The organism is Mesorhizobium sp. C089B (assembly GCF_030323125.1).
Taxonomy (GTDB): Bacteria; Pseudomonadota; Alphaproteobacteria; order Rhizobiales; family Rhizobiaceae; genus Mesorhizobium.
On the sequence record NZ_CP100469.1, the window covers coordinates 5,477,601 to 5,497,360 of the forward strand.

The following is a 19,760-nucleotide window of genomic DNA, read 5'->3' on the forward strand; positions in this document are numbered from 1 at the left end:
CGCTGCCATGTCGGTCGAAACACGCCAGAGCCCATCAACATTTCGCATGCCGGCAGGCTTCAACGGCCTGCTGCCCGCGCTGGTCCTGATCGTTCTGTTCTTCGTCGTCCCCGTCGTGGCCCTGCTCTTGCGCAGCGTCACCGAGCCGGCGCCCGGCCTGCAGAACTACGCGACCCTGCTGGGCGACAGCACCTATGCCAGGGTGTTCTTCAACACCTTCCTCGTCGCGGGGGTAGTGACCGCCGTCACGGTGCTGGTCGCCTTTCCGGTCGCCTGGATGCTGGCGATCATGCCCTCGGCGCTGGCATCGATCATCTTCGGCGTCATCATCCTGTCGATGTGGACCAATCTCTTGACCCGCACCTATGCCTGGATGGTGCTGCTCCAGCGCACCGGCGTCATCAACCGGACGCTGATGGCAGCTGGCGTCATCGACCAGCCGCTGCCGCTCATCAACAACCTGACCGGCGTTACCATCGGCATGGTCTACATCATGCTGCCTTTCATGATCCTGCCGCTGGTCGGCACGCTGCGCGCGATCGATCCGATGACGCTGCGTGCCGCAGCCCTATGTGGCGCCAGTCCTCTCCAGGCTTTCCGTCGTATCCTTTTGCCGCTGTCCCTGCCTGGCATCGCGGCCGGCGCCCTGATGGTGTTCGTCATGTCGCTTGGGTATTTCGTCACGCCGGCGCTGCTCGGCGGTACGTCCAACATGATGCTGGCCGAAATGATTGCGCAGATGATCCAGTCGCTGCTCAACTGGGGGCTGGGCAGTGCGGCCGCCTTTATCCTGCTGGTCGTGACCATGGCTCTCTACGCACTGCAGCTGCGCCTTGTCGGGGCCAGGCGCATGAGCGGAGGCATCTGAGATGCTGCTCGACTATGACCGCATGGGATGGCTGAAAATTGCCCTGCTCGGCTTCACCGCGCTGGTTACCGGCTTTCTTCTGCTGCCGGTGGTCTTCATCGTCCTGCTCTCCTTCGGCTCGTCGCGTTGGCTGGCCTTTCCGCCGCCTGGCTGGACACTCAAATGGTACCAGGAGCTGTTTGCCGATCCAGCCTGGCTGGAGGCGGCACTGACCAGCGCCCGGATCGCCACCATGACGGCGATCCTTGCCGTGGTAATCGGCCTGCTTGCCTCCTTTGCGCTGGTTCGCGGACAGTTCCGCGGCCGCGAGATCCTGCGCGGTCTGCTGCTGACGCCGATGGTTCTGCCGGTGGTGGTCTTCGCCATCGCCATCTACGCCTTCTTCCTGCGCCTCGGTCTCGGCGGCACCACCATCGGCTTCGTCATCGCCCACACTATTCTGGCGCTGCCCTTCGCCATCATCCCGACTGCCACGGCGCTCGAAGGCTTCGACAAGTCGATCGAGGACGCGGCGATCGTCTGCGGCGCGAGCCCGCTCGAGGCGAAGCTGCGCATCACCTTGCCGTCGATCAGGATTGGCATCTTTTCCGCCGTCATCTTTTCCTTCCTCGCCTCCTGGGACGAGGTCGTGGTGGCGATCTTCATGGCCAGCCCGATCTTGCAGACCTTGCCCGTCAAGATCTGGGGCAGTCTGCGCTCGGATTTGAGCCCGGTCATCGCCGCCGCCTCCAGCCTGCTTGTGGGCCTCACCCTTGCCCTGATGGCGGTGACGGCACTGCTGCGCCGAAAGATCCAGACATGACCCAGCCCTTCCTTTCCATCCGCAAGCTGCGCAAGGCGTTCGGCGCATTCACTGCGGTGCATGACGTCACCCTTGAGATCCCCAAGGGGGAATTTCTGACCTTTCTCGGGCCATCGGGCTCGGGAAAATCGACGACCCTCTATGCCATTGCCGGTTTCCAGGACCCGAGCTCCGGCGACGTGCAGCTGGCTGGCAAATCGCTGCTCGCCGTCCCGTCGCACAAGCGCAACATCGGCATGGTCTTCCAGCGCTACACGCTGTTTCCGCATCTGACGGTGGCCGAGAACGTCGCCTTTCCGCTTCGGGTTCGCCGCCGGTCCGAAGCCGAGGTGAAGAAGAAGGTTGCCGACATGCTGGGGCTGGTGCGGCTGGAAAGCTTCGCAGGGCGCTTGCCCGGCGCACTGTCGGGCGGCCAGCAGCAGCGTGTCGCGCTGGCCCGGGCGCTGGCCTACGACCCGCCGATCCTGCTCATGGACGAACCATTGTCGGCGCTCGACAAGAAGCTGCGCGAGGAAATCCAGGCCGAGATCCGCCGCATCCATCGCGAGACCGGCGTCACCATCCTTTACGTCACCCACGACCAGGAAGAAGCGCTGCATCTCTCCGACCGCATCGCCCTGTTCCGGGACGGCCGCATCGAGCAGACCGGCAGCGGCGAAGATCTTTATCTGCGGCCGGCGACCGACTTCGTCGCCGGCTTCATCGGCAATTCGAATTTCCTCGCAGCCGAACATCTCGAAACCGCCAATGGCGCGGCAACGATCCGGCTGGCGGACGGTTCGGTCGTATCCGGCGTCAGCGTCAACGGCGCTTTCGACAAGGGTCAAAAAACCAGGCTGATGATCCGGCCGGAAGCGTTTGGCATGGAGCGAAAGCCGACGAGCGCGGAGCTCGCTGTCGAGATCGTCGATGTCGCATTCTATGGCGAACGCCGGCGCATCGTCGCGCGCACCGCCAACGGACAGGAAATCGACATCAGGCCGACCTCTGCCGCCATGCAGTCGCATGAACCGGCGCAGCCTCGCCGGCAGGTGTTTTTCGATCCGGCGGCGGCGTTCCTGTTTCCGGCCTGAGCTTTCCAAAAGTGACCTAAGGAAACATCCTGTCCAGGTCGCAGATTACCGGAACTGCGGTCGAGTCGGCAAAGCCGCCGAACTGCGCCTGGCGCAGCTCGTTCCGCAAGCAGCAGCGCCTTGGAAACTGCGCAAATTTTGCCGACGACGATCATGGACGCGGCCATTCGCTGCCATTCTGCGCCAAATCGGCTTTGCTAAGTATTTCAATGGAGCGATTTCGGCGCACAGGAGTTGAGGATCGTGATTATCAATTGTAGGTAGAAACCGATGTCGCTAGGGGTGTTTTGGTTGTCGAAGACGAACCTCTAATCCGCATTGACATCGCGGATTTTCTTCGAAGCGAAGGATTTCTGGTTTTCGAGGCTTCCAATGCCGACGAAGCCATCGCCATACTCGAAACAGGTGTAATGATCGAAGCGATGTTCACCGACATCGACATGCCGGGCAGTATGGATGGCCTTAAACTTTCGGCCGCTGTTCGCGATAGATGGCCGCCCATCAAGATCGTAGCGACATCAGGCCATCGCGTCGTGGGGGCAGCGGATCTCCCGGAAGGGAGCGCGTTCTTCGGCAAGCCATATGACCACGCGGCCGTAGCAGCCTGCCTGCGAGGTGTCCTGTCGCTCTGATCGCAATGACGGAGGCTGGCCAACCCTTAGTGAACGGTTAGGCCAACGAGGACACTGAAGGATCTATTGCGCAAGGCGATCAGGCTGGACTTTCAGCGTGACAACAAGACCATCCTTTGCCCAGTCGTAGACAATCGAGCCGCGCAGATGACCAGTTACGCTGCGTTCGACCAATTTGCTTCCATATCCTGGAGCAGCGGTCGGCGCCTTGACTGGAGGCCCGCCACTTTCCGTCCAGACGATCGAGACGGCCTCACTTTGCGCCGAGCAAGAAACATCCAGCGTCCCAGTCTCGGTCGACAGAGCGCCGTATTTGAGGGAATTGGTTGCAAGTTCATGGATGATAAGCGCGAGAATCGTTGTTGAAGACTCGCCAACGCTCATCCTGGGCACCGCAACCCGAATTCGACCGCTGAAAGCGCCCAGATCATCATAAGGCGCCAGAAGTACTGTCAAAAGATCGCCTAGCAGCGCCGAAGCGGCCTCGGTTTGACCCGGCACGGGCCTGACGAGATCGTGGGCGCGGCCCAAGGCAGTCAGCCTCTGTGTCAACTCGCGCGCCATGTCGTTGGTCGTGGTCGTCGAACGGGAAGTTATAGCGGTAAGGCCGGAGGCGATGGTCAGCAGGTTCTTGACACGGTGGCTCATTTCGCCGGCCAGAAGCTCCCGACCTTCCTCCGCCTGTTTTCTCCCCGTGACGTCAATGAAAATGCCGAACATCAGCCGCTGGACCATGCCTTCATCGTCGCCTTGCCCTCGGGCCGAGATCCATTTGAGCTCCTCGCCGATCATGATCCGGAAATCGATCTCGTAGGGGCCTACAATTGCCCGCGTCGCGTTGAACGCGGCTCGCACACGGTCGCGGTCGGCAGGATGGATGTGCGCGGATAGATCTTCAAATTTGACGTCCGTGGCACGCGATATGCCCCACAGATCATAGGCCCGATCATCCATGGCTAACGCATCGCTGTCCACGTTCCACGACCATAGGGTGACGCCTGCGGCTTCGATGGCCCGGATCAGGTTCCTGGGCTCCCATAGGAGTGGTTTCAGATGTTCTGCTGTGGTTTTCATGGACGCTCGCAAGATCGCAAGGGAGGTTTTGACGAATGGCCAAAAGGGATCTCAGATCCAGTTATTCCAGGTCTGAGAAAAAGTCGCAGATCAGATCGGCAAGTTTGGTTGCCTCAAAATCCGTCATGTGGGCGGCTGTTTCCACGGCAGCCGTTGCGAGATCGTCCTGATCGACCGCCAAAAGATCAAGAATTCGGGCAAATCTGATTTTGAGTTCATGGGCGCCTTCGAATTCGTCGATCGTGACCTGAAGAATCCTTGGTGTAGCATCGATCAAACGGGTTTGGATGCTGTCAGGCGACGATGCAAGGATACGTATAGCCGCGAAAAACTGTTCGCGCGCATTGGTGTATATTTCGTCCATGGGTACCTTCTTCGCTGCCGGCACGCCCTGGACGCGGGGCATGAAGCGCGACGTTCAACAGCTGAGAGATAGGGCGTGCTGTTTTCGGCACTGCTACGGTCGCTGAGGCTGGATCGCTGGGATGGTTTCGGACCCTCCACGTTAGGAGGGCAACCTTAGGTACCATAGATCTCCACCATTACCCAGCCCTCTGGGACGGCGCGTTTTCCCGACGCACGTGCTGGGACGGCGATCAGGGGTATGGCGAGATGCACATGGCGACGCATCGCGTTGGCAATTCCATGCACGACCAAGCAGGGTGTCAGCCGCTTTAGCGTTACCGGCCGCCGCCTGCTTTGACGTGTTACGTCGTCAATAGCCCTTTGGGCGGCCCTCAACGTCTGCATCAGTTCGCATCTCGGCGTCCTCTTTTCCCAACGCTCGGTGCATAGGGACGACAATGGAATACTAGTTGACGATCTCGCCTGCACTGATGACAGGTTCATCAGCAATCTTCCGGTCAGCATCCGTCGCAAGCTGGAACCAAACTCCGTATGGAGTGTTGAGGTGGGCTCGTTCCGCGGGGTGGGACGGAAAGCACACCTCTAACGCGCTTTGGCTTTTGGATAGCGGATCGGCTATGGACTAGTCGCCGGTTGCGGGCACGAATTGCGCTGCGGAAAACGAAGCCTGGAGGACCACATGCATCTGTCGAACGAGAGCATAATAGTTATATTGGTAGTGGGACTTATTGCCGGATGGTTGGCCGGAAAAATTGTGCGGGGCGCCGGTTTTGGTGTGATCGGAGACATCGCAATCGGGATCATCGGCGCCTTCATAGGGGATTGGCTGCTGCCCCGCGCAGACGTCCATCTGGGAACCGGAACGATCAGCCTGATCATCAATGCAACCGTCGGCGCCATTGTACTTCTCCTTATCATCCGCTTGGTTGCTGGTGGAGGGCGTTTCGGAGGCGGATGGAGGGGTCGGTGGCGGTAGCCATCTCCCGTCGGCAGGGTTATCCGCCCTTGATCCATGAGCCGCACTCAGGCGAAGAGAGTGGCTGCTACGGCCTCTGTATCATAGGTTCGCGACCTGATTCTTCATCTGCGCCGGTTAACCGGTTGTAGCCGGCCACATCGGAGACCAGGATGGCTGCTATTTGCGGATCTCTCTCATCTCACCTTCAATCTGAGTTGGCGATCCAACACAGCTTCCCCGTCGCAACAAGGCGACGACCGAACGATGGGGTCGGATATCAACGGCCGATATCAGGCGCAAAGCTGTCGTTTCGTCGTGGCAGAAACGAGCCGGCTTCGATTCTCATCCCAGCTCATGGATCGTTACGCCCGGCACAACTGTATCGCCAGTCTTTCGATTTGTCAGGACATCACTTCCGAAAGGCGCACGAACTAGCCCCAAATAGGCCCGTTGCCTTGACCGGCCTTGGGTTTTTGCACCACGCGCTAGGGAGGCCGGCAGAAGCGATTGGTTTCTTCATTGAAGCACGAGTGGTGGATCCGAACTTTGAACCGACATGGTATTGGCCACAGCTCGGATGTTTTTACTTCTCCGATCATAAGTTCGATGAAGCCATCGCAAATCTCAGCAGATCACCCCAAATGCCATATTGGGTGGAAGCCTATCGATCTGCTTGCTACGCCCTTATGGGCAAGCCTGAACTCGCCCGAGAGTGCGCATCAAATGTGCTACGCAAAGCCCCAAATTTTTCATCCATTCGGTTTGTTGCCAAAGAAGGTTTCCAGAGCCCGACGGACGAGCAGCTTTTACTCGAAGGACTCTCCAAGGCTGGATTACCGGAGTAGCTGCTCTGTTCCCGGGTGGATTTATGACGTCGCAGCTGTCGGGCCAACTCCCGCCTTTAGGCAGACATCCGTATCATTGGCCCTATTCGACTGGCTTGGCCGGAAGGATGGCAACGTCGGCCTTTGTGCCAGTCATGCGGAAAGTGGACTTTCCGCTTCCGGCCCGAAAGCCGCCAGTCTGCAACGCGTTTGACATCAGCGTTGGCCTCCTTAGCCAAGATGGCTCAGCAAAGAATGGCAACGACAGGGTCTCAGCATCGCGTAGCTCGGATGCGGACGAACTGAGAACGAAAGTGTAAAACACACTGTAAAACCCGCCCTTGAGGATTACACTCCGATAAAGGGCAACTCCTTGTGGCATAAGCTGGAGCGGGTAGAGGGAATCGAACCCTCGCGTTCAGCTTGGGAAGCTGACAAGCTACCATTACATCATACCCGCGTCGGCCTCTCGATATCATGATGGGCATGCTTCGGGCAATCGCCCTTGGACAGCTCTTCGGAAACGGCTGTTGGAAACCCGACCGATTGCGCCGGTCCGCCTGCCTTGATGCGGGCGCAGCAAGTGCGTATTCGTGGGTTTGTACCCCGAATCCGGGCACACCAATCTGGAGGCAGCCCCTTGTCCACAGTGACGCGCTTTCTCGGTGACTCGCCCGTCAGGGTGATCGTCAAGCTGCTGGTCGTGTCGTTCCTCGTCGGCCTGGTCATGAATGCGTTCGGCTGGACGCCGATGGACGTCTTCTACCGCATCCAGGGTTTCTTCATCGATCTGTGGAACCTCGGCTTCAACGCGGTCTATCGCTTCTTGGGCTATATCCTGCTCGGCGCCGCGATCGTCGTGCCGGTGTTCATCCTGCTCAGGCTCGCGAACTACCGGAAGTGAAGCGGAGGCATGATCCCGAAAAGTGGCAACCGGTTTTCGGAAAAGATTGTGCTCAAACCGAAGGCCACTCAGGCAAAGTCCGACGCCACCTCGAACAGGATGGCGTGGCGCGCGGCCAGCGCTGCGACATCGGTCGAATAGCCGCCGCCGATGACACCGCAGACCGGGATGCCCAGCGCGCGGAAATGACCGATCACCATGGCGTCGCGGGCACGCACGCCGTCATCGCTGAGCGATAGCCGGCCGAGCCGGTCCTCGGCATGCACGTCGACGCCGGCATTGTAGAAGACGATGTCCCAGTGCGCCTTGGCCGAGAGCTCCGGCAGGAGGGCGCCCAGCCGCTCGAGATAGGCGCCATCGCCGGTGCCGTCCGGCAGCGCAACGTCGAGATCGGAGGCAATCTTGCGCACCGGATAATTGCGCTCGCCATGCATGGAGAAGGTGAAGGCGCGTGGTTCGTCACTCAGTATATCCGCCGTGCCGTCGCCCTGATGCACATCGAGATCGACGATCAGGATTTTTTGGGCGGAACCTTCGGCTAGCAGCACCAGCGAAGCGACGGCGACATCGTTGAAAGTGCAGAAGCCCGCGCCTTGCGCATGCCGCGCATGGTGGCTGCCGCCGGCAGTGTTACAGGCAATGCCGTTGATAAGCGCCAGCCGTGCGGCCAGCACCGTACCACCGGCGGCGAGTTGCGCCCTGAGCGAAACGCGCGGACCCACGGGAAAGCCGATCTCGCGCTCGATCTTTTCAGGCACCGAACACGTGATGACTTGGTCGACATAATCAGCCGCATGGGCGAGCTTCAGCCAGGAGGCCGGCGCCGGCTCCGGCATCGACAGCGCATCGGCGTGGATCAGACCACTGATATGCAAGGCCTGCATCAGCAGCGGATATTTGCTCATCGGAAAGCGATGATTGACGGCGAAGCCGGCATCGTAGTCGGGGTGATGGACGATCTGCAGGGGCATGGCTAAAGCAATTCCAGCAAAGTGTGCAGCGGTTTTCGCAGGAGAGCGCGTAGCGCTTCCCCTTGGGAATTGCTTAAAACCAATACTCGGGTCCGGCGGGCTCGCGCCAGAAGAACATTTCGGTTGGCCGTCACGGCAAGAGTGATTGCGCGGTGGCGGGAAAATGGGGCACATCGGCTGTTCGATCAAGCCGCAACCAGCAAGGCAGCAATCCCCTGGACACGGGTGCAACCCCAGCCGACGCGAGACCCTTCGCCGTCACCAACCGTTCGGTGCTCGCCATCGCCGTGCCGATGACGCTCGCCTATCTGACGACGCCGCTGCTCGGCATCGTCGACACGGCGGTGGTCGGGCAGTTCGGCGATGCCGCCCTGCTCGGCGGCCTGGCGGCCGGGGCCCTGGTCTTCGACGTCGTCTTCAGCACCTTCAATTTCCTGCGCTCCGGCACCACCGGCCTCGTCGCCCAGGCGTTTGGGCGCGGCGACGAAACCGAGGAGCAGGCGGTGTTCTGGCGCGCCGTGCTGATCGCGGTCGCCGCCGGCATCGTGCTTGTCGTCCTTGCGCCGCTGATTGCCATCGCCGGCCAGAAATTCATCGGCGGCGAAGCGCGCGTCGGCGAGGCGATGGGCGTCTATATCCACATCAGAATGCTCGCCGCCCCCTTCACGCTGATCAACTACGCCATCCTCGGCTATGTCCTTGGACGCGGCGAGGGCGGGCTTGGGCTGATGCTGCAGGCGGTGCTCAACGGCATCAACATCGTGCTTTGCATCCTGCTCGGCCTGAAGCTTGGCTGGGGCGTCGCCGGCGTGGCCTGGGCGACCGTCACCGGCGAATGTCTGGCCATGCTGCTGGGTCTCGCCATCGTTGTCTGGCGCTTCCGGGCCGCACCCCGCCTGCCGCGGCATCGCCTGCTCGACATGCCCGCTTTCCTGCGCATGCTGTCGCTCAACCGCGATATCATGATCCGCTCGTTCTCGCTGCTCGCCGCTTTCGCGCTGTTCACCCGCCAGGGCGCGCAGTTCGGCACGCTGACGCTGGCCGCCAATGCCGTGCTGATGAACTTCTTCCTCGTCGCCGGCTATTTTCTCGACGGTTTCGCCACCGCGGCCGAACAGTTGGCGGGACGCGCGATCGGCGCACGTGCCGAGACGGCGTTCCGCCGGGCGGTACGTCTGACCTTATTCTGGGGGTTCGGCCTCGCCGGAACCGCCACGCTGATCTTCTGGCTCGGCGGCGCCGGCCTGATTTCGTTGATCACCACGTCGCCGGATGTTCGTGCTGTTGCCGACATCTATCTGCCGTGGGCGGCACTGACACCGCTGAGCGGCGTGCTGGCCTTCCAGATGGACGGCGTCTTCATCGGCGCTACCTGGTCGCGCGAGATGCGCAACATGATGCTGGTGTCGTTCCTGGCCTTCAGCGCCGCATTGTTCAGCTTGGCGCCGTCTCTCGGCAATCACGGCCTGTGGGCGGCGCTGCACGTCTTCCTGCTGGTGCGCGGCTTCAGCCTGCTGGCCATCCTGCGGCTCCGGTTGCGCACGGCGTTTTAGAGCGGCCTGGCAGCCCACTGATCGAGCCGGCTGTCGCGCAGTTCGCGCAATGATTTCAGCCGCTCCTTGTCGGCAAATCGCACCATCCCGGCAAGGATGCGCCCCGGCAGCGCCGGCCCGGCATAGACCATGCCGGTATAGAGCTGCACGAGGTCGGCGCCGGCGCGGATTTTCTCCAGCGCGGCATCAGTGGAATCGACGCCGCCGACGCCGATGACGGCGCGCTCCGGCCCGAGCAGCCGACGCATCTTGGCCAGCACGATGGTCGAGCGCTCGAACAGCGGTTTTCCCGAGAGACCGCCGGTCTCGCCGCTTGTGCTACGCAATCCGGTTCGCGCCAGCGTCGTGTTGGAGACGATGACGCCGTCAATCTGCTTCTCGCTGACTTCGGCGGCGATGTCTTCAAGCTCGGCCTCGACCAGATCGGGCGCGATCTTGAGGAAGAGGGGCGGCTGCGCCGAAGCTGCTGCACGCACCGACATGACCCGAGACAACAGTTCGCCGAGCTGTTCGCGCGCCTGCATGGTGCGCAGGCCGGGCGTGTTGGGCGACGAGATGTTGACGGTGAGATAGCTGGCGTATTTCGCAAAACGGGAAACGCCCAACTCATAGTCACGGACACGATCGGCGCTGTCCTTGTTGGCGCCGATGTTGACGCCGACAATGCCGCCGCGTCCCTGGCGCGCGGCAAGGCGTTTTTCCGCCGCCTCGTGGCCCTCATTGTTGAAGCCCAGGCGGTTGATCACCGCATCATCCTCCGTCAGCCGGAAAATGCGCGGCTTCGGATTGCCGGCCTGCGGCAGCGGCGTCACGGTGCCGACTTCGGCAAAGCCGAAGCCGAGGCCAAGCAGCGCGTCGGGCACCTCGGCGTTCTTGTCGTAGCCTGCGGCCATGCCGAGCGGATTGGGGAAGGCGATGCCACAGAGGCTGAGCTTCAACCTGTCGTCGCGCACCGTCCGCGCGCCGACCGGCAGACCGCATCGCAGCGCCGCGATCGACATGCCATGCGCCGTTTCCGGATCGAAGGTGAACAGCAGTTTCTGGCCGATGCGATCGAACACGATCATTCGGCCTCCAGCGCCGGGAATTGATGGGCGCCGTCGGCCCCGAGCGGCAGTGGCCGCACCCACAGCACGGCGCTCATATCGAGCACGCCATAGAGATGCGGGAACAGCGCGCCGCCCCGCGAGACCTCGTATTTCAGCGCGTCACCGAGCAGCGCCCCGTCGATGGCGATCAGCAGCAAATCCATCTGGCCGGCGAAATGCTTCGCCGCCGTCTCCCTGACCTGATCAGCGGTGGAGAAATGGATGAAGCCGTCGGCGATATCGATCGGAGCGCCGGTGAAACGGCCGTTTTTCTCGGCCTCGCGCCAAAGCGCTTCGGGCGCGATCTTGTAGATAATCTGAGACATGGTTGCGCTATAATCCGAACCGATCATGCGGGGAAGGGCAACTCGTCCGCATTTACGGCGCAAAGCTGTGATAGGTTGCGCATACTGGCTCGTGGAGGATGGAACATGCGTCTGCAGCACATACTGATCCCCGCCGCACTGGTCTCGCTGGTCGCGGCGTCGGCCTGGTCCGAAGAGACCGACCGCTACCGGCTGGAGAAAACGGCCAACGGCTATGTCCGCATGGATACCCGGACCGGCGCCATGTCGATCTGCGAGGAGCGCTCCGGCCAGCTCGTCTGCAAGATGGCCGCCGACGAACGCGCCGCCTTCCAGGACGAGGTCGAGCGTTTGCAGGCCTCGATGAAGGCAATGGACGAACGCGTCGCCAGGTTGGAGAATTCGCTGTCGGCCCGTCTCGAGTCGAAATTGCCGAGCGAAGAGGATTTCGACAAGACGATGAGCTATATGGAGCGCATGCTGCGTGGCTTCATGGGCATCGTCAAGGAGATGGACAAGGACAATGGCGACGGCGCCAAGCTCAACTCGCAAAAGACCTGAGCTGCCCGGCGCAAAGTGCCGTCCGGCCATTGCCGCTTGAAAACAAAGCGCTTCGCCGCATAATCGTCCGATCCCGTAAAAGCCGTCAATCGATAACGAAGTTTGGGCAACAACGGGATTTGGGGAGGAACATTTGCCGTCGGGCTACACCTTCGTCATTGCCGACGACCATCCGCTGTTCCGCGGCGCCTTGAAAGAGGCGCTTGCCGGCGTCGGCGATGTCGCCGCCATTCACGAGGCCGGCGATTTCGAAAGCGCCAAGGCCCTGGTCGTGGCCAATGAGGATGTCGACCTGGTGCTGCTCGACCTGTCGATGCCGGGCGCCAGCGGCCTGTCCGGTCTGATCGCGTTGCGCGGCATCCACCCGGCGGTGCCGCTGGTGGTGGTGTCGGCGCACGACGACCCGGTGACCATCCGGCGCGCGCTCGATCTCGGCGCGTCCGGTTTCATCTCCAAATCGGCCAGCATGGAGGAAATCCGCAGCGCCGTGCAGACGGTGCTGGCCGGCGACATCGCAGCACCCGTCGGCATCGACCTCGGCGTCGAGCGCGACCCCGAAATATCCGACCTGATCAAGCGGCTGCAGGCGCTGACGCCGCAGCAGACGCGTGTCCTCGGCATGCTGGCCGAAGGCCTGCTCAACAAGCAGATCGCGTACGAACTCAGCGTCTCCGAAGCGACGGTCAAGGCGCATGTCTCGGCCATCCTGCAAAAGCTCGGCGTCGACAGCCGCACCCAGGCGGTGATCCAGCTGTCCAAGATCGGCAGCGATCCGTTGCAGCCAGCAGGCTAAAGCGCATCGCGCTGAACGGATTCATGCGACCCGCTTTAGCTCTTGTTCGATGCATGTCGTGGTCCCAGAACCGGGGCACACTTCTGGGCGGCATGCATTGAACCCTACTCGGCCGCCGATGCCAGCGGCCTGACCCTTGCCATCATGGAACGCAGCACGGCCGGCTTCAGCGGCTTGTTGATCACCGGCACGTCCAGGGCGGCGGCAGCGGCACGGACCTCGGTGGAGCGGTCGGCGGTGACCAGCACGGCCGGCAGGTCCGAACCATGGATGTCACGCAGGCGGGCGATGATGTCGAGGCCGCTTCTGCCATCGAGATGATAGTCGGCAAGCACGATGTCGGGACGATCGGCCCTGCCAAAATCCTCCGAACCCGAAAACGTGCCGATGCTGCAGCCCCAGCCCTCGAGCAGAAGCCGCATGCCGTCGAGGATGCGGGCGTCGTTGTCGATGCACATGACGCGCAGGCCGGCCAGCGAATTCGCGGTGCGGGCAGGCGCCTTCGGCTCGACCTCGCGCCGCGGCGCCTCAACCGCCGCAACCGGCAGGATAACGGAAAAGCGCGTACCCTTGCCCGGGTTGGAAAAGATCTGGATCTCGAGCCGCAGCACCCGCGCGATGCGGTCGACGATGGACAGGCCAAGGCCGAGACCTTCGGCCTCGCGCGCGCCTTCGTCCAGCCGGGTGAACTCGTTGAAGACCGTGTTCAGCTTGTCGCCGGCAATGCCGATGCCAGTGTCGATCACCTGGATTTCGGCGAGTTCGCCGCGCCGTCGCACGCCGACCAGGATGCGGCCATGGGGGGTGTATTTGATGGCGTTGGAGACCAGGTTCTGGATCAGCCGGCGCAGCAGGTTGCGGTCCGTCAACACGCTGAGCGACGAGGCTATGATCGTCAGATCGAGTTTCTTTTCGGCGGCGAGCGGCTGAAAATCATTGCCGATCTGGCGCAGCAGCCCGTCCAGGCGGAAGGCGCTGTCATCGGGTTTCATCGCGCCGGCGTCGAGGCGGGAAATGTCGAGCACGGCGCCCAGGATCGTTTCGACCGATTCCAGCGAGGATTCGATGTTGATAGCAGCCTTCCCGGCCGGGCCCTTGCCGGCCTTTTCGATCAGCGACGAGCAGTAGAGACGGGCGGCGTTCAGCGGCTGCAGGATGTCGTGGCCGGCGGCGGCGAGGAAGCGCGTCTTGCCCAGATTGGCCTCCTCGGCCAGCATCTGCGCCTGCGCCAGCTCCTCATTGACCCGGGTCAACTCCTCGTTAACCCTAGTCAGTTCGATGGTCCGCGTCTTGACCCGCTGCTCCAGCGATTCATTGGCCCGCTTCAGCGCCAAATCCTGTTCGACGCGTCCTGATATGTCGGCATAGGTGGCGACGATTCCGCCGTCCGGCATCGGGTTGGAGCGCAGTTCGAGGATACGGCCACTGGTCTTCAACTCCATCTGCCATGGGCTGACGAAGCTGGTCAGCCGGTTGAGCATCGCCACGCGCTGGTCGGCCGGAATATCGCCGCGCTCGGCGAGGTGGCGCAGGATGCGGTCGAGCGACACGCCGACCTGGCCCATCTCGTCGGGCAGGTCGAACAGCGCGCGATATTGTCTGTTCCAGCAGATCAGACGAAAATCGCGGTCGAATACGGTGATGCCCTGCTCCATCTGGTCGAGCGCGATCTGCAGCAGGTCGCGATTGTGCTGCAGCGCTTCGGTGGCGTCGTCGAGCAGGCGAAAGGCGTCCTTGGACTCGCGGTCGTTGCGGCGAAACAGCAGCGACAGGATCAGCCGCGCCGAAGACGAGCCGACCGCGCTCGCCAGCAGCTGCTCGGAAAAGCGGATGACATCCATGCTGGCCTGCTCATTGCCGTGCAGCGAGACGCCATTGCTTTTCTCGAAGGATTGGAAGGAGCGCTCGGTGCGCTCGACGCCGAGGTAGCGCGAGATGGTGTCCTTCAGCACGTTGACGGTGATGGCGGTGCGGAAGCGGCGCAGGCTGGGCATCGGGCCGGATTCGCGCGGCACGAAGATCGACGCCTGGATCCGCTCCAGCGGCACTGACGCGCGCGACAGCGAGCCGAGCACGAAGAACAGCGTGTTGACCGACAGGCTCCAGAGCACGCCGTGGTTCAACGGTTCGGCGACGGTGCCGAACAGAGCCTGCGGCCGCAGCGCCTCGAAACCGAACAACCCCTGCACGACGATGTCCGCGTCGGCTGCCGAGAGCGACGGCAAAAGCAGCGTATAGCCCCAGACGAGGATGCCGGCGACCATGCCAAGGGCCGCGCCGCGGCCATTGGCGCCGCGCCAGATCAGCCCGCCGATCAGCGCCGGCGCGAATTGGGCGATTGCCGCGAACGACATCAGGCCGATCGACGACAGCCGCGCCGAGTTGGTGCTTTCGCGGTAGTAGAGGAAGGCGATGAACAACAGGATGAAGATGGCGCCGCGCCGCACGTTGAGGATCAGCGTCGACCAATCCTCATTCTCAGAGGTCGTGGTCTTGAGCAGGCGGCGCACGAACAGCGGGATGACGAGGTCGTTGGAGATCATGATCGACAGCGCCACGCTTTCGACGATCACCATGGCGGTCGCCGCCGACAGCCCACCGATGAAGGCGGCCATGGCGAGGAAGTCATGGCCGCCGAACAAGGGCAGCGCCAGCACATAGAGGTCACTGGTGGTTTTGGCGCCGACCAGCGCCAGGCCGGCGAAGGCGATCGGCAGCACGAACAGGTTTATCGCCACGAGATAGAGCGGAAACACCCAGGTCGCGGTGCGCAGTTCGGCCTCGCCGCGGTTCTCGACGATGGTGACGTAGAACTGGCGCGGCAGCATGATAATGGCAAAGCCGCTCAGGCAAGTCAGCACCAGCCAGGTGGCGAGCGAGGTGTTGTAGCCCATGGCTTGCCGCACCTGGCTGTTTTCGGCCAGCTTGTCGATCATGTCGCCCGGGCCACCGAAGATCAGGAAGGTGACCATCAGGCCGATCGCCAGGAAGGCGGCGAGCTTGACCACGGTTTCGACCGCCACCGCCAGCACCAGCCCGTCCTGGTGCTCGGTGGCGTCGGCATGGCGGGTGCCGAACAGCACCGCAAACAGCGCCAAGAGCATGGCCACCACCAGCGAGATGTCGCTGACGAAGGGATCGAAGGAGGGCGGCGATCCCGTATAATGCTCGACCATCAGGCCGACCGAACCGGAGATCGCCTTCAATTGCAGTGCGATATAGGGCACCGCGCCGATGGTGGCGATCAGCGTGGCGATCGCCGAGACGGCAAAGCTCTTGCCATAGCGGGCGCCCAGGAAGTCGGCGATCGAGGTGATCTTCTCGCTCTTGGCCAGCCGCACGATGCGATTGAGCAGCGGAAAGCCGAACACGAACACCAGCACCGGGCCGGTATAGATGCCGAGAAATTCGAGGCCGCGCTCGGAGGACAGGCCGACCGAGCCGAAAAAGGTCCAGGAGGTGCAGTAGATGGCGAGGCTGAGTGCATAGATGAAGGGCCGGGCGTGGCCGGGTCCCGACGCCGTCGACCGCCGGTCGCCAAGGCTAGCGATGGCGAACAGCAGCGTCACATAGGCGACGGCAATGATGACGATGAACCAGCCCTGCACGGCCCGAAAATCCTCCTCGGCCAGCTTTCACCCCGGCCTGCCCAGAGGCAATCACAGCTCTAAGGTCAAGTCCATCGCGGCTTTCGGCGCATGGTCGCGACGCTGCCCTGTCGAACCGTGAACCAAGGTAAGGAGAAAGCGGTGTTTTCCAACTTTTGCTTCTGTTGCAACCGCAGGTTTTTGTTATGGTGCGCACGGGCCGACGCCGGAGGGACGGCGGCAGCGCGGTCCGTCATGACAAGGAGGGTCGAATGCTGAAAGAATTCCAGGAATTCATTTCCAAAGGAAATGTGATGGACCTTGCGGTCGGCGTCATCATCGGCGCGGCCTTCAGCAAGATCGTCGATTCTCTTGTCAACGACATCATCATGCCTTTCATCGGCGCACTTGGTGGCGTCGACTTTTCCAACTACTTCATAGGCCTCTCATCAACAGTGCATTCGACCAATCTTGCCGACGCGCGTAAGGAAGGCGCGGTGTTCGCCTACGGCAATTTTATCACCGTGGCGCTGAATTTCGTCATCCTGGCTTTCATCATCTTCCTGATGGTCAAGGCCGTGAACAACATGCGCAAGCGGCTCGAGCGGGAGAAGCCGGCCGCACCTGCGGCTCCGCCGCCGGCTGACGTCGCACTGCTCACCGAAATTCGCGATCTCCTCGCCAGGAAATAGACAAGGCCAGATTTCTGGACCAAAACCCCGGTCGTTCGCGGCCGGGGTTTTCTGTTGCCGCATCTGCTAAGAGCATCCGCCAATGCATGTCGCCCAGAAGTGTGCAGCGGTTCTGGGATAACGACATGCATCAAAGCAGACATCAAAACGGATCTGTCCATGACCCTGATCGATAGCTTGCGCGGCGAAGCGGTGGCCGCCCCCGAAAGCGGCATTGTCGCCGTCGTCAATTACGGCCGTACGCGCGAGGGCATGATCCCGCTCTGGGCCGGTGAAGGCGATTTGCCGACGCCTGCCTTCATTTCGGAAGCCGCCGCCAAGGGGCTCGCCAATGGCGAGACCTTCTATACTTGGCAGAAAGGCATTCCGGAGCTGAGGCAAGCGCTTTCTCGCTACTATGCCAGGCATTTCGGCAAGAGCTTCGCCGAAGAGGAATTCATCGCCACCGGTTCCGGCATGCATGCCATTCAGTTGGCATTAGCCGCGGTCGCCGGCAGCGGCGACGAGGTGGTCTATCTCTCCCCGGCCTGGCCGAATTTCGCCGCCGCCGCCGGTATTTCCGGCGCTACCCCGGTTGCGGTCACGCTCGACCAGTCGGGCAATGGCTGGTCCTGCGATGTCGACAAGATTGCAGCTGCGGTGACGCCGCGCACCAAGGCGCTGTTCGTCAACACGCCATCGAACCCCACCGGCTGGACGGCCGATAAGGAAACGCTGCAGGCGATCCTGAATCTCGCCCGCCAAAAGGGCCTGTGGATCATCGCCGACGAGATCTATTCGCTGTTCCACTACGGCCACGGCCGTGCGCCGTCCTTCCTCGACATTTCGACCGCGGAAGACCGCATCCTGTTCGTCAACTCCTTTTCCAAGAACTGGGCGATGACCGGCTGGCGCGTCGGCTGGATCAAGACCCATCCCGAGCTGCAGCAGGTGTTCGAGAACCTGATCCAGTATTCGACCTCAGGCGTCGCCCAGTTCATGCAGCGCGGCGCCGTCGCGGCGCTGGACCACGGTGATGCGTTCATCGTCGAACAGGTTGAGCGGGCGCGAAAGGCGCGCGACCTGGTCTGCGATATTCTAGGCGCAACCGGCAAAGCGCGCTTCACCGTGCCGCAAGGCGCGTTCTATTTGTTTTTCACGGTCGACGGCATCACCGATCCGCGCCGGGCTGCTTTCGACATCGTCGACAAGGCCAATGTCGGCCTGGCGCCGGGCACCGCCTTCGGCCCTGGCGGAGAGGCGTTTTTGCGCCTGTGCTTCCACCGCCGCCTCGACCAGCTCGAGGAAGCGGCACATCGCTTGGCGGGATGGATGAGGACGGTTTGAGATAAATGGGCGGCGGCTTCAGCCGCCCGACTTCGGCACAAGCAGCGGCACAATCCGGTCGCTCTTGGCGACAGTGGGCCGCCCTGCGGAGCCATAGGGAATGCCGAGCGCATCCCATGTCTCGACCAGCGCGTCCTGAAGTCCCGCAATCAGCGCATCGGTATGGAACGGCGTCGGCGTGATGCGCAGCCGCTCGGTGCCGCGCGGCACGGTCGGATAGTTGATCGGCTGGATGTAGATGCCGTGCACGCCGAGCAGACGGTCGCTGGCCATCTTGCAGAGTTCGGGGTCACCGACCAGCACCGGCACGATATGCGTCGGTGATTCCATCACCGGCAGGCCGGCTGCAGAAAGAACCTCCTTGGTCCGCGATGCCTGCTGTTGCTGCGCATCGCGCTCGGCTTGCGAGCGCTTGAGGTGACGGATGGACGTGGTGGCGGCGGCGGCGATCGCCGGCGGCAGCGCCGTGGTGAAGATGAAGCCCGGAGCATAGGAGCGCACCGCGTCGATGACGGCGCTGTTGCCGGCGATATAGCCGCCCAGCGTGCCGAACGCCTTGGCCAGCGTGCCTTCGATGATGTCGATACGGTCGGCCAGCCCCTCGCGCTCGGTGATGCCGCCGCCGCGCGGTCCGTACATGCCGACGGCATGGACCTCGTCAATATAGGTCATCGCGTTGTAGCGTTCGGCCAGTTCGACGATCTGCTTGATCGGCGCGATGTCGCCATCCATCGAATAGACGCTCTCGAACACGATCAGCTTGGCGCGTTCGCGGCCCGCCACCTGCAGCAGGCTTTCGAGATGCGCGACGTCGTTGTGGCGGAAAATCTTCTTTTCGGCGCCCGAGCGCCGTACGCCTTCGATCATCGAGGCATGGTTCAACTCGTCCGAAATGATCAGGCAATTGGGCAAAAGCCGCGCAATGGTCGAGATCGAGGCCTCGTTGGAGACGAAGCCGGAGGTGAAGACCAGCGCCGCTTCCTTGTCGTGCAGGTCGGCCAGTTCCAGCTCGAGCTCGACGAGCGGGTTCGAGGTGCCGGAAATGTTGCGGGTGCCGCCGGCGCCCGAACCCATCTTGCCGGCTGCATTCTGGAACGCGGCAATGACATCGGGGTTCTGGCCCATGCCGAGATAGTCGTTGGAGCACCAGACGGTGATTTCCTCGGCGCGGCCGTTTGAACGCCAGATGGCGCGCGGAAACTTGCCGACAATGCGCTCGAGATCGGCGAAAACCCGGTAGCGCCGCTCGGCGTGGAGCTGGTCGATCGCTTCCTCGAAGAACCGCTGATAGTTCATGTCGCCTTCCCAGTTTTGCGCGGGATCATAATCGTTGGGCCATTCGTCGTCCACCGGGCCGTTTTGGTCAAAATGCCACGCCCCAAG

At 62.2% G+C, this 19,760-nt stretch carries 19 protein-coding genes and 1 tRNA gene; 12 read left to right on the plus strand and 8 right to left on the minus strand.

The features are described 5' to 3' along the window. The first annotated feature begins 7 nt into the window (after positions 1-7). From NLY44_RS26895 to NLY44_RS26910, 4 genes are all read left to right on the plus strand, one after another. Positions 8-868, plus strand: coding sequence for an ABC transporter permease (locus tag NLY44_RS26895; RefSeq protein WP_023806896.1), 861 nt, complete (start codon positions 8-10; stop codon positions 866-868). Position 869: 1 nt separating this feature from the next. Further along, on the plus strand, positions 870-1,670 hold the full coding sequence (locus NLY44_RS26900) for an ABC transporter permease (protein ID WP_023806895.1): 801 nt from the start codon (positions 870-872) through the stop codon (positions 1,668-1,670). Beyond that, complete coding sequence (locus NLY44_RS26905; RefSeq protein ID WP_023806894.1) at positions 1,667-2,743, plus strand: ABC transporter ATP-binding protein; 1,077 nt, start codon at positions 1,667-1,669, stop codon at positions 2,741-2,743. The genes NLY44_RS26900 and NLY44_RS26905 overlap by 4 nt, the downstream gene beginning before the upstream one ends. A gap of 287 nt (positions 2,744-3,030) precedes the next feature. Next, positions 3,031-3,375, plus strand: a complete 345-nt coding sequence (locus NLY44_RS26910) for a response regulator (protein ID WP_023806892.1) — start codon at positions 3,031-3,033, stop codon at positions 3,373-3,375. 63 nt (positions 3,376-3,438) lie between these two features. Here NLY44_RS26910 and NLY44_RS26915 read toward each other — a convergent pair whose 3' ends face one another. Further along, the gene (locus tag NLY44_RS26915; RefSeq protein ID WP_023806891.1) at positions 3,439-4,449 is read right to left on the minus strand and encodes a sensor histidine kinase; all 1,011 of its coding nucleotides are present in this window, start codon (positions 4,447-4,449) and stop codon (positions 3,439-3,441) included. 61 nt (positions 4,450-4,510) lie between these two features. Next, a complete protein-coding gene (locus NLY44_RS26920) occupies positions 4,511-4,813 on the minus strand; it encodes a hypothetical protein (RefSeq protein ID WP_023806890.1) in 303 nt (100 codons plus the stop codon). Positions 4,814-5,494: 681 nt separating this feature from the next. Between NLY44_RS26920 and NLY44_RS26925 the strand changes: the two genes are divergently transcribed. After that, a complete protein-coding gene (locus tag NLY44_RS26925; protein WP_023806889.1) occupies positions 5,495-5,791 on the plus strand; it encodes a GlsB/YeaQ/YmgE family stress response membrane protein in 297 nt (98 codons plus the stop codon). A 437-nt stretch (positions 5,792-6,228) separates the two neighbouring features. Further along, on the plus strand, positions 6,229-6,618 hold the full coding sequence (locus NLY44_RS26930; protein ID WP_156941078.1) for a tetratricopeptide repeat protein: 390 nt from the start codon (positions 6,229-6,231) through the stop codon (positions 6,616-6,618). Positions 6,619-6,983: 365 nt separating this feature from the next. On the opposite strand, the gene NLY44_RS26935 is transcribed toward NLY44_RS26930, so the two are convergent. Then, positions 6,984-7,057, minus strand: a tRNA-Gly gene (locus NLY44_RS26935). Between the two features lie 180 nt (positions 7,058-7,237). On the opposite strand from NLY44_RS26935, the gene NLY44_RS26940 reads away from it, so the two are divergent. Then, entirely contained in the window at positions 7,238-7,501 is a 264-nt protein-coding gene (locus tag NLY44_RS26940; protein ID WP_023696688.1) for a DUF6460 domain-containing protein, read from the plus strand. Between the two features lie 68 nt (positions 7,502-7,569). On the opposite strand, the gene NLY44_RS26945 is transcribed toward NLY44_RS26940, so the two are convergent. Further along, positions 7,570-8,472 carry a histone deacetylase family protein gene (locus NLY44_RS26945; protein ID WP_023732406.1) on the minus strand — a complete coding sequence of 301 codons (903 nt, stop codon included), beginning with the start codon at positions 8,470-8,472 and terminating at the stop codon, positions 7,570-7,572. 215 nt (positions 8,473-8,687) lie between these two features. Here NLY44_RS26945 and NLY44_RS26950 point away from each other — a divergent pair, with 215 nt between their 5' ends. Further along, positions 8,688-10,025, plus strand: coding sequence for an MATE family efflux transporter (locus NLY44_RS26950; RefSeq protein WP_023746699.1), 1,338 nt, complete (start codon positions 8,688-8,690; stop codon positions 10,023-10,025). On the opposite strand, the gene NLY44_RS26955 is transcribed toward NLY44_RS26950, so the two are convergent. Together NLY44_RS26955 and NLY44_RS26960 are read right to left on the minus strand one after the other, a co-directional pair. Next, positions 10,022-11,092 carry a quinone-dependent dihydroorotate dehydrogenase gene (locus NLY44_RS26955; protein ID WP_023740731.1) on the minus strand — a complete coding sequence of 357 codons (1,071 nt, stop codon included), beginning with the start codon at positions 11,090-11,092 and terminating at the stop codon, positions 10,022-10,024. The genes NLY44_RS26950 and NLY44_RS26955 overlap by 4 nt on opposite strands. Continuing rightward, positions 11,089-11,439 carry a DUF952 domain-containing protein gene (locus NLY44_RS26960; RefSeq protein WP_023669645.1) on the minus strand — a complete coding sequence of 117 codons (351 nt, stop codon included), beginning with the start codon at positions 11,437-11,439 and terminating at the stop codon, positions 11,089-11,091. The genes NLY44_RS26955 and NLY44_RS26960 overlap by 4 nt, the downstream gene beginning before the upstream one ends. Positions 11,440-11,544: 105 nt before the next feature. Here NLY44_RS26960 and NLY44_RS26965 point away from each other — a divergent pair, with 105 nt between their 5' ends. Both NLY44_RS26965 and NLY44_RS26970 read left to right on the plus strand, forming a co-directional pair. Next, the gene (locus NLY44_RS26965; RefSeq protein ID WP_023806887.1) at positions 11,545-11,979 is read left to right on the plus strand and encodes a hypothetical protein; all 435 of its coding nucleotides are present in this window, start codon (positions 11,545-11,547) and stop codon (positions 11,977-11,979) included. Positions 11,980-12,112: 133 nt separating this feature from the next. Beyond that, on the plus strand, positions 12,113-12,772 hold the full coding sequence (locus tag NLY44_RS26970; RefSeq protein WP_023806886.1) for a response regulator transcription factor: 660 nt from the start codon (positions 12,113-12,115) through the stop codon (positions 12,770-12,772). Between the two features lie 104 nt (positions 12,773-12,876). Here the strand turns inward: NLY44_RS26970 and NLY44_RS26975 are convergent, their stop codons facing one another. After that, positions 12,877-16,380: a PAS domain-containing hybrid sensor histidine kinase/response regulator gene (locus tag NLY44_RS26975; protein WP_023806885.1), complete on the minus strand. Its 3,504-nt coding sequence runs from the start codon at positions 16,378-16,380 to the stop codon at positions 12,877-12,879. Positions 16,381-16,631: 251 nt separating this feature from the next. Here NLY44_RS26975 and mscL point away from each other — a divergent pair, with 251 nt between their 5' ends. Then, the gene (mscL, locus tag NLY44_RS26980; protein WP_023681933.1) at positions 16,632-17,051 is read left to right on the plus strand and encodes a large conductance mechanosensitive channel protein MscL; all 420 of its coding nucleotides are present in this window, start codon (positions 16,632-16,634) and stop codon (positions 17,049-17,051) included. Positions 17,052-17,210: 159 nt separating this feature from the next. Next, complete coding sequence (locus NLY44_RS26985; RefSeq protein ID WP_023806884.1) at positions 17,211-18,377, plus strand: pyridoxal phosphate-dependent aminotransferase; 1,167 nt, start codon at positions 17,211-17,213, stop codon at positions 18,375-18,377. 18 nt (positions 18,378-18,395) lie between these two features. On the opposite strand, the gene hemA is transcribed toward NLY44_RS26985, so the two are convergent. Then, the gene (hemA, locus tag NLY44_RS26990; protein ID WP_023699526.1) at positions 18,396-19,673 is read right to left on the minus strand and encodes a 5-aminolevulinate synthase; all 1,278 of its coding nucleotides are present in this window, start codon (positions 19,671-19,673) and stop codon (positions 18,396-18,398) included. Positions 19,674-19,760 lie beyond the last annotated feature (87 nt).

Bases quoted from the DNA above. Each gene is read 5' to 3' on its own strand.
- NLY44_RS26985 (WP_023806884.1), top strand. From the start codon at position 17,211: ATGACCCTGATCGATAGCTTGCGCGGCGAAGCGGTGGCCGCCCCCGAA.
- hemA (WP_023699526.1), bottom strand. From the start codon at position 19,673: ATGAACTATCAGCGGTTCTTCGAGGAAGCGATCGACCAGCTCCACGCC.
- NLY44_RS26960 (WP_023669645.1), bottom strand. From the start codon at position 11,439: ATGTCTCAGATTATCTACAAGATCGCGCCCGAAGCGCTTTGGCGCGAG.
- NLY44_RS26920 (WP_023806890.1), bottom strand. From the start codon at position 4,813: ATGGACGAAATATACACCAATGCGCGCGAACAGTTTTTCGCGGCTATA.
- NLY44_RS26945 (WP_023732406.1), bottom strand. From the start codon at position 8,472: ATGCCCCTGCAGATCGTCCATCACCCCGACTACGATGCCGGCTTCGCC.
- NLY44_RS26955 (WP_023740731.1), bottom strand. From the start codon at position 11,092: ATGATCGTGTTCGATCGCATCGGCCAGAAACTGCTGTTCACCTTCGAT.
- NLY44_RS26965 (WP_023806887.1), top strand. From the start codon at position 11,545: ATGCGTCTGCAGCACATACTGATCCCCGCCGCACTGGTCTCGCTGGTC.
- NLY44_RS26900 (WP_023806895.1), top strand. From the start codon at position 870: ATGCTGCTCGACTATGACCGCATGGGATGGCTGAAAATTGCCCTGCTC.
- NLY44_RS26925 (WP_023806889.1), top strand. From the start codon at position 5,495: ATGCATCTGTCGAACGAGAGCATAATAGTTATATTGGTAGTGGGACTT.
- mscL (WP_023681933.1), top strand. From the start codon at position 16,632: ATGCTGAAAGAATTCCAGGAATTCATTTCCAAAGGAAATGTGATGGAC.
- NLY44_RS26915 (WP_023806891.1), bottom strand. From the start codon at position 4,449: ATGAAAACCACAGCAGAACATCTGAAACCACTCCTATGGGAGCCCAGG.
- NLY44_RS26905 (WP_023806894.1), top strand. From the start codon at position 1,667: ATGACCCAGCCCTTCCTTTCCATCCGCAAGCTGCGCAAGGCGTTCGGC.
- NLY44_RS26895 (WP_023806896.1), top strand. From the start codon at position 8: ATGTCGGTCGAAACACGCCAGAGCCCATCAACATTTCGCATGCCGGCA.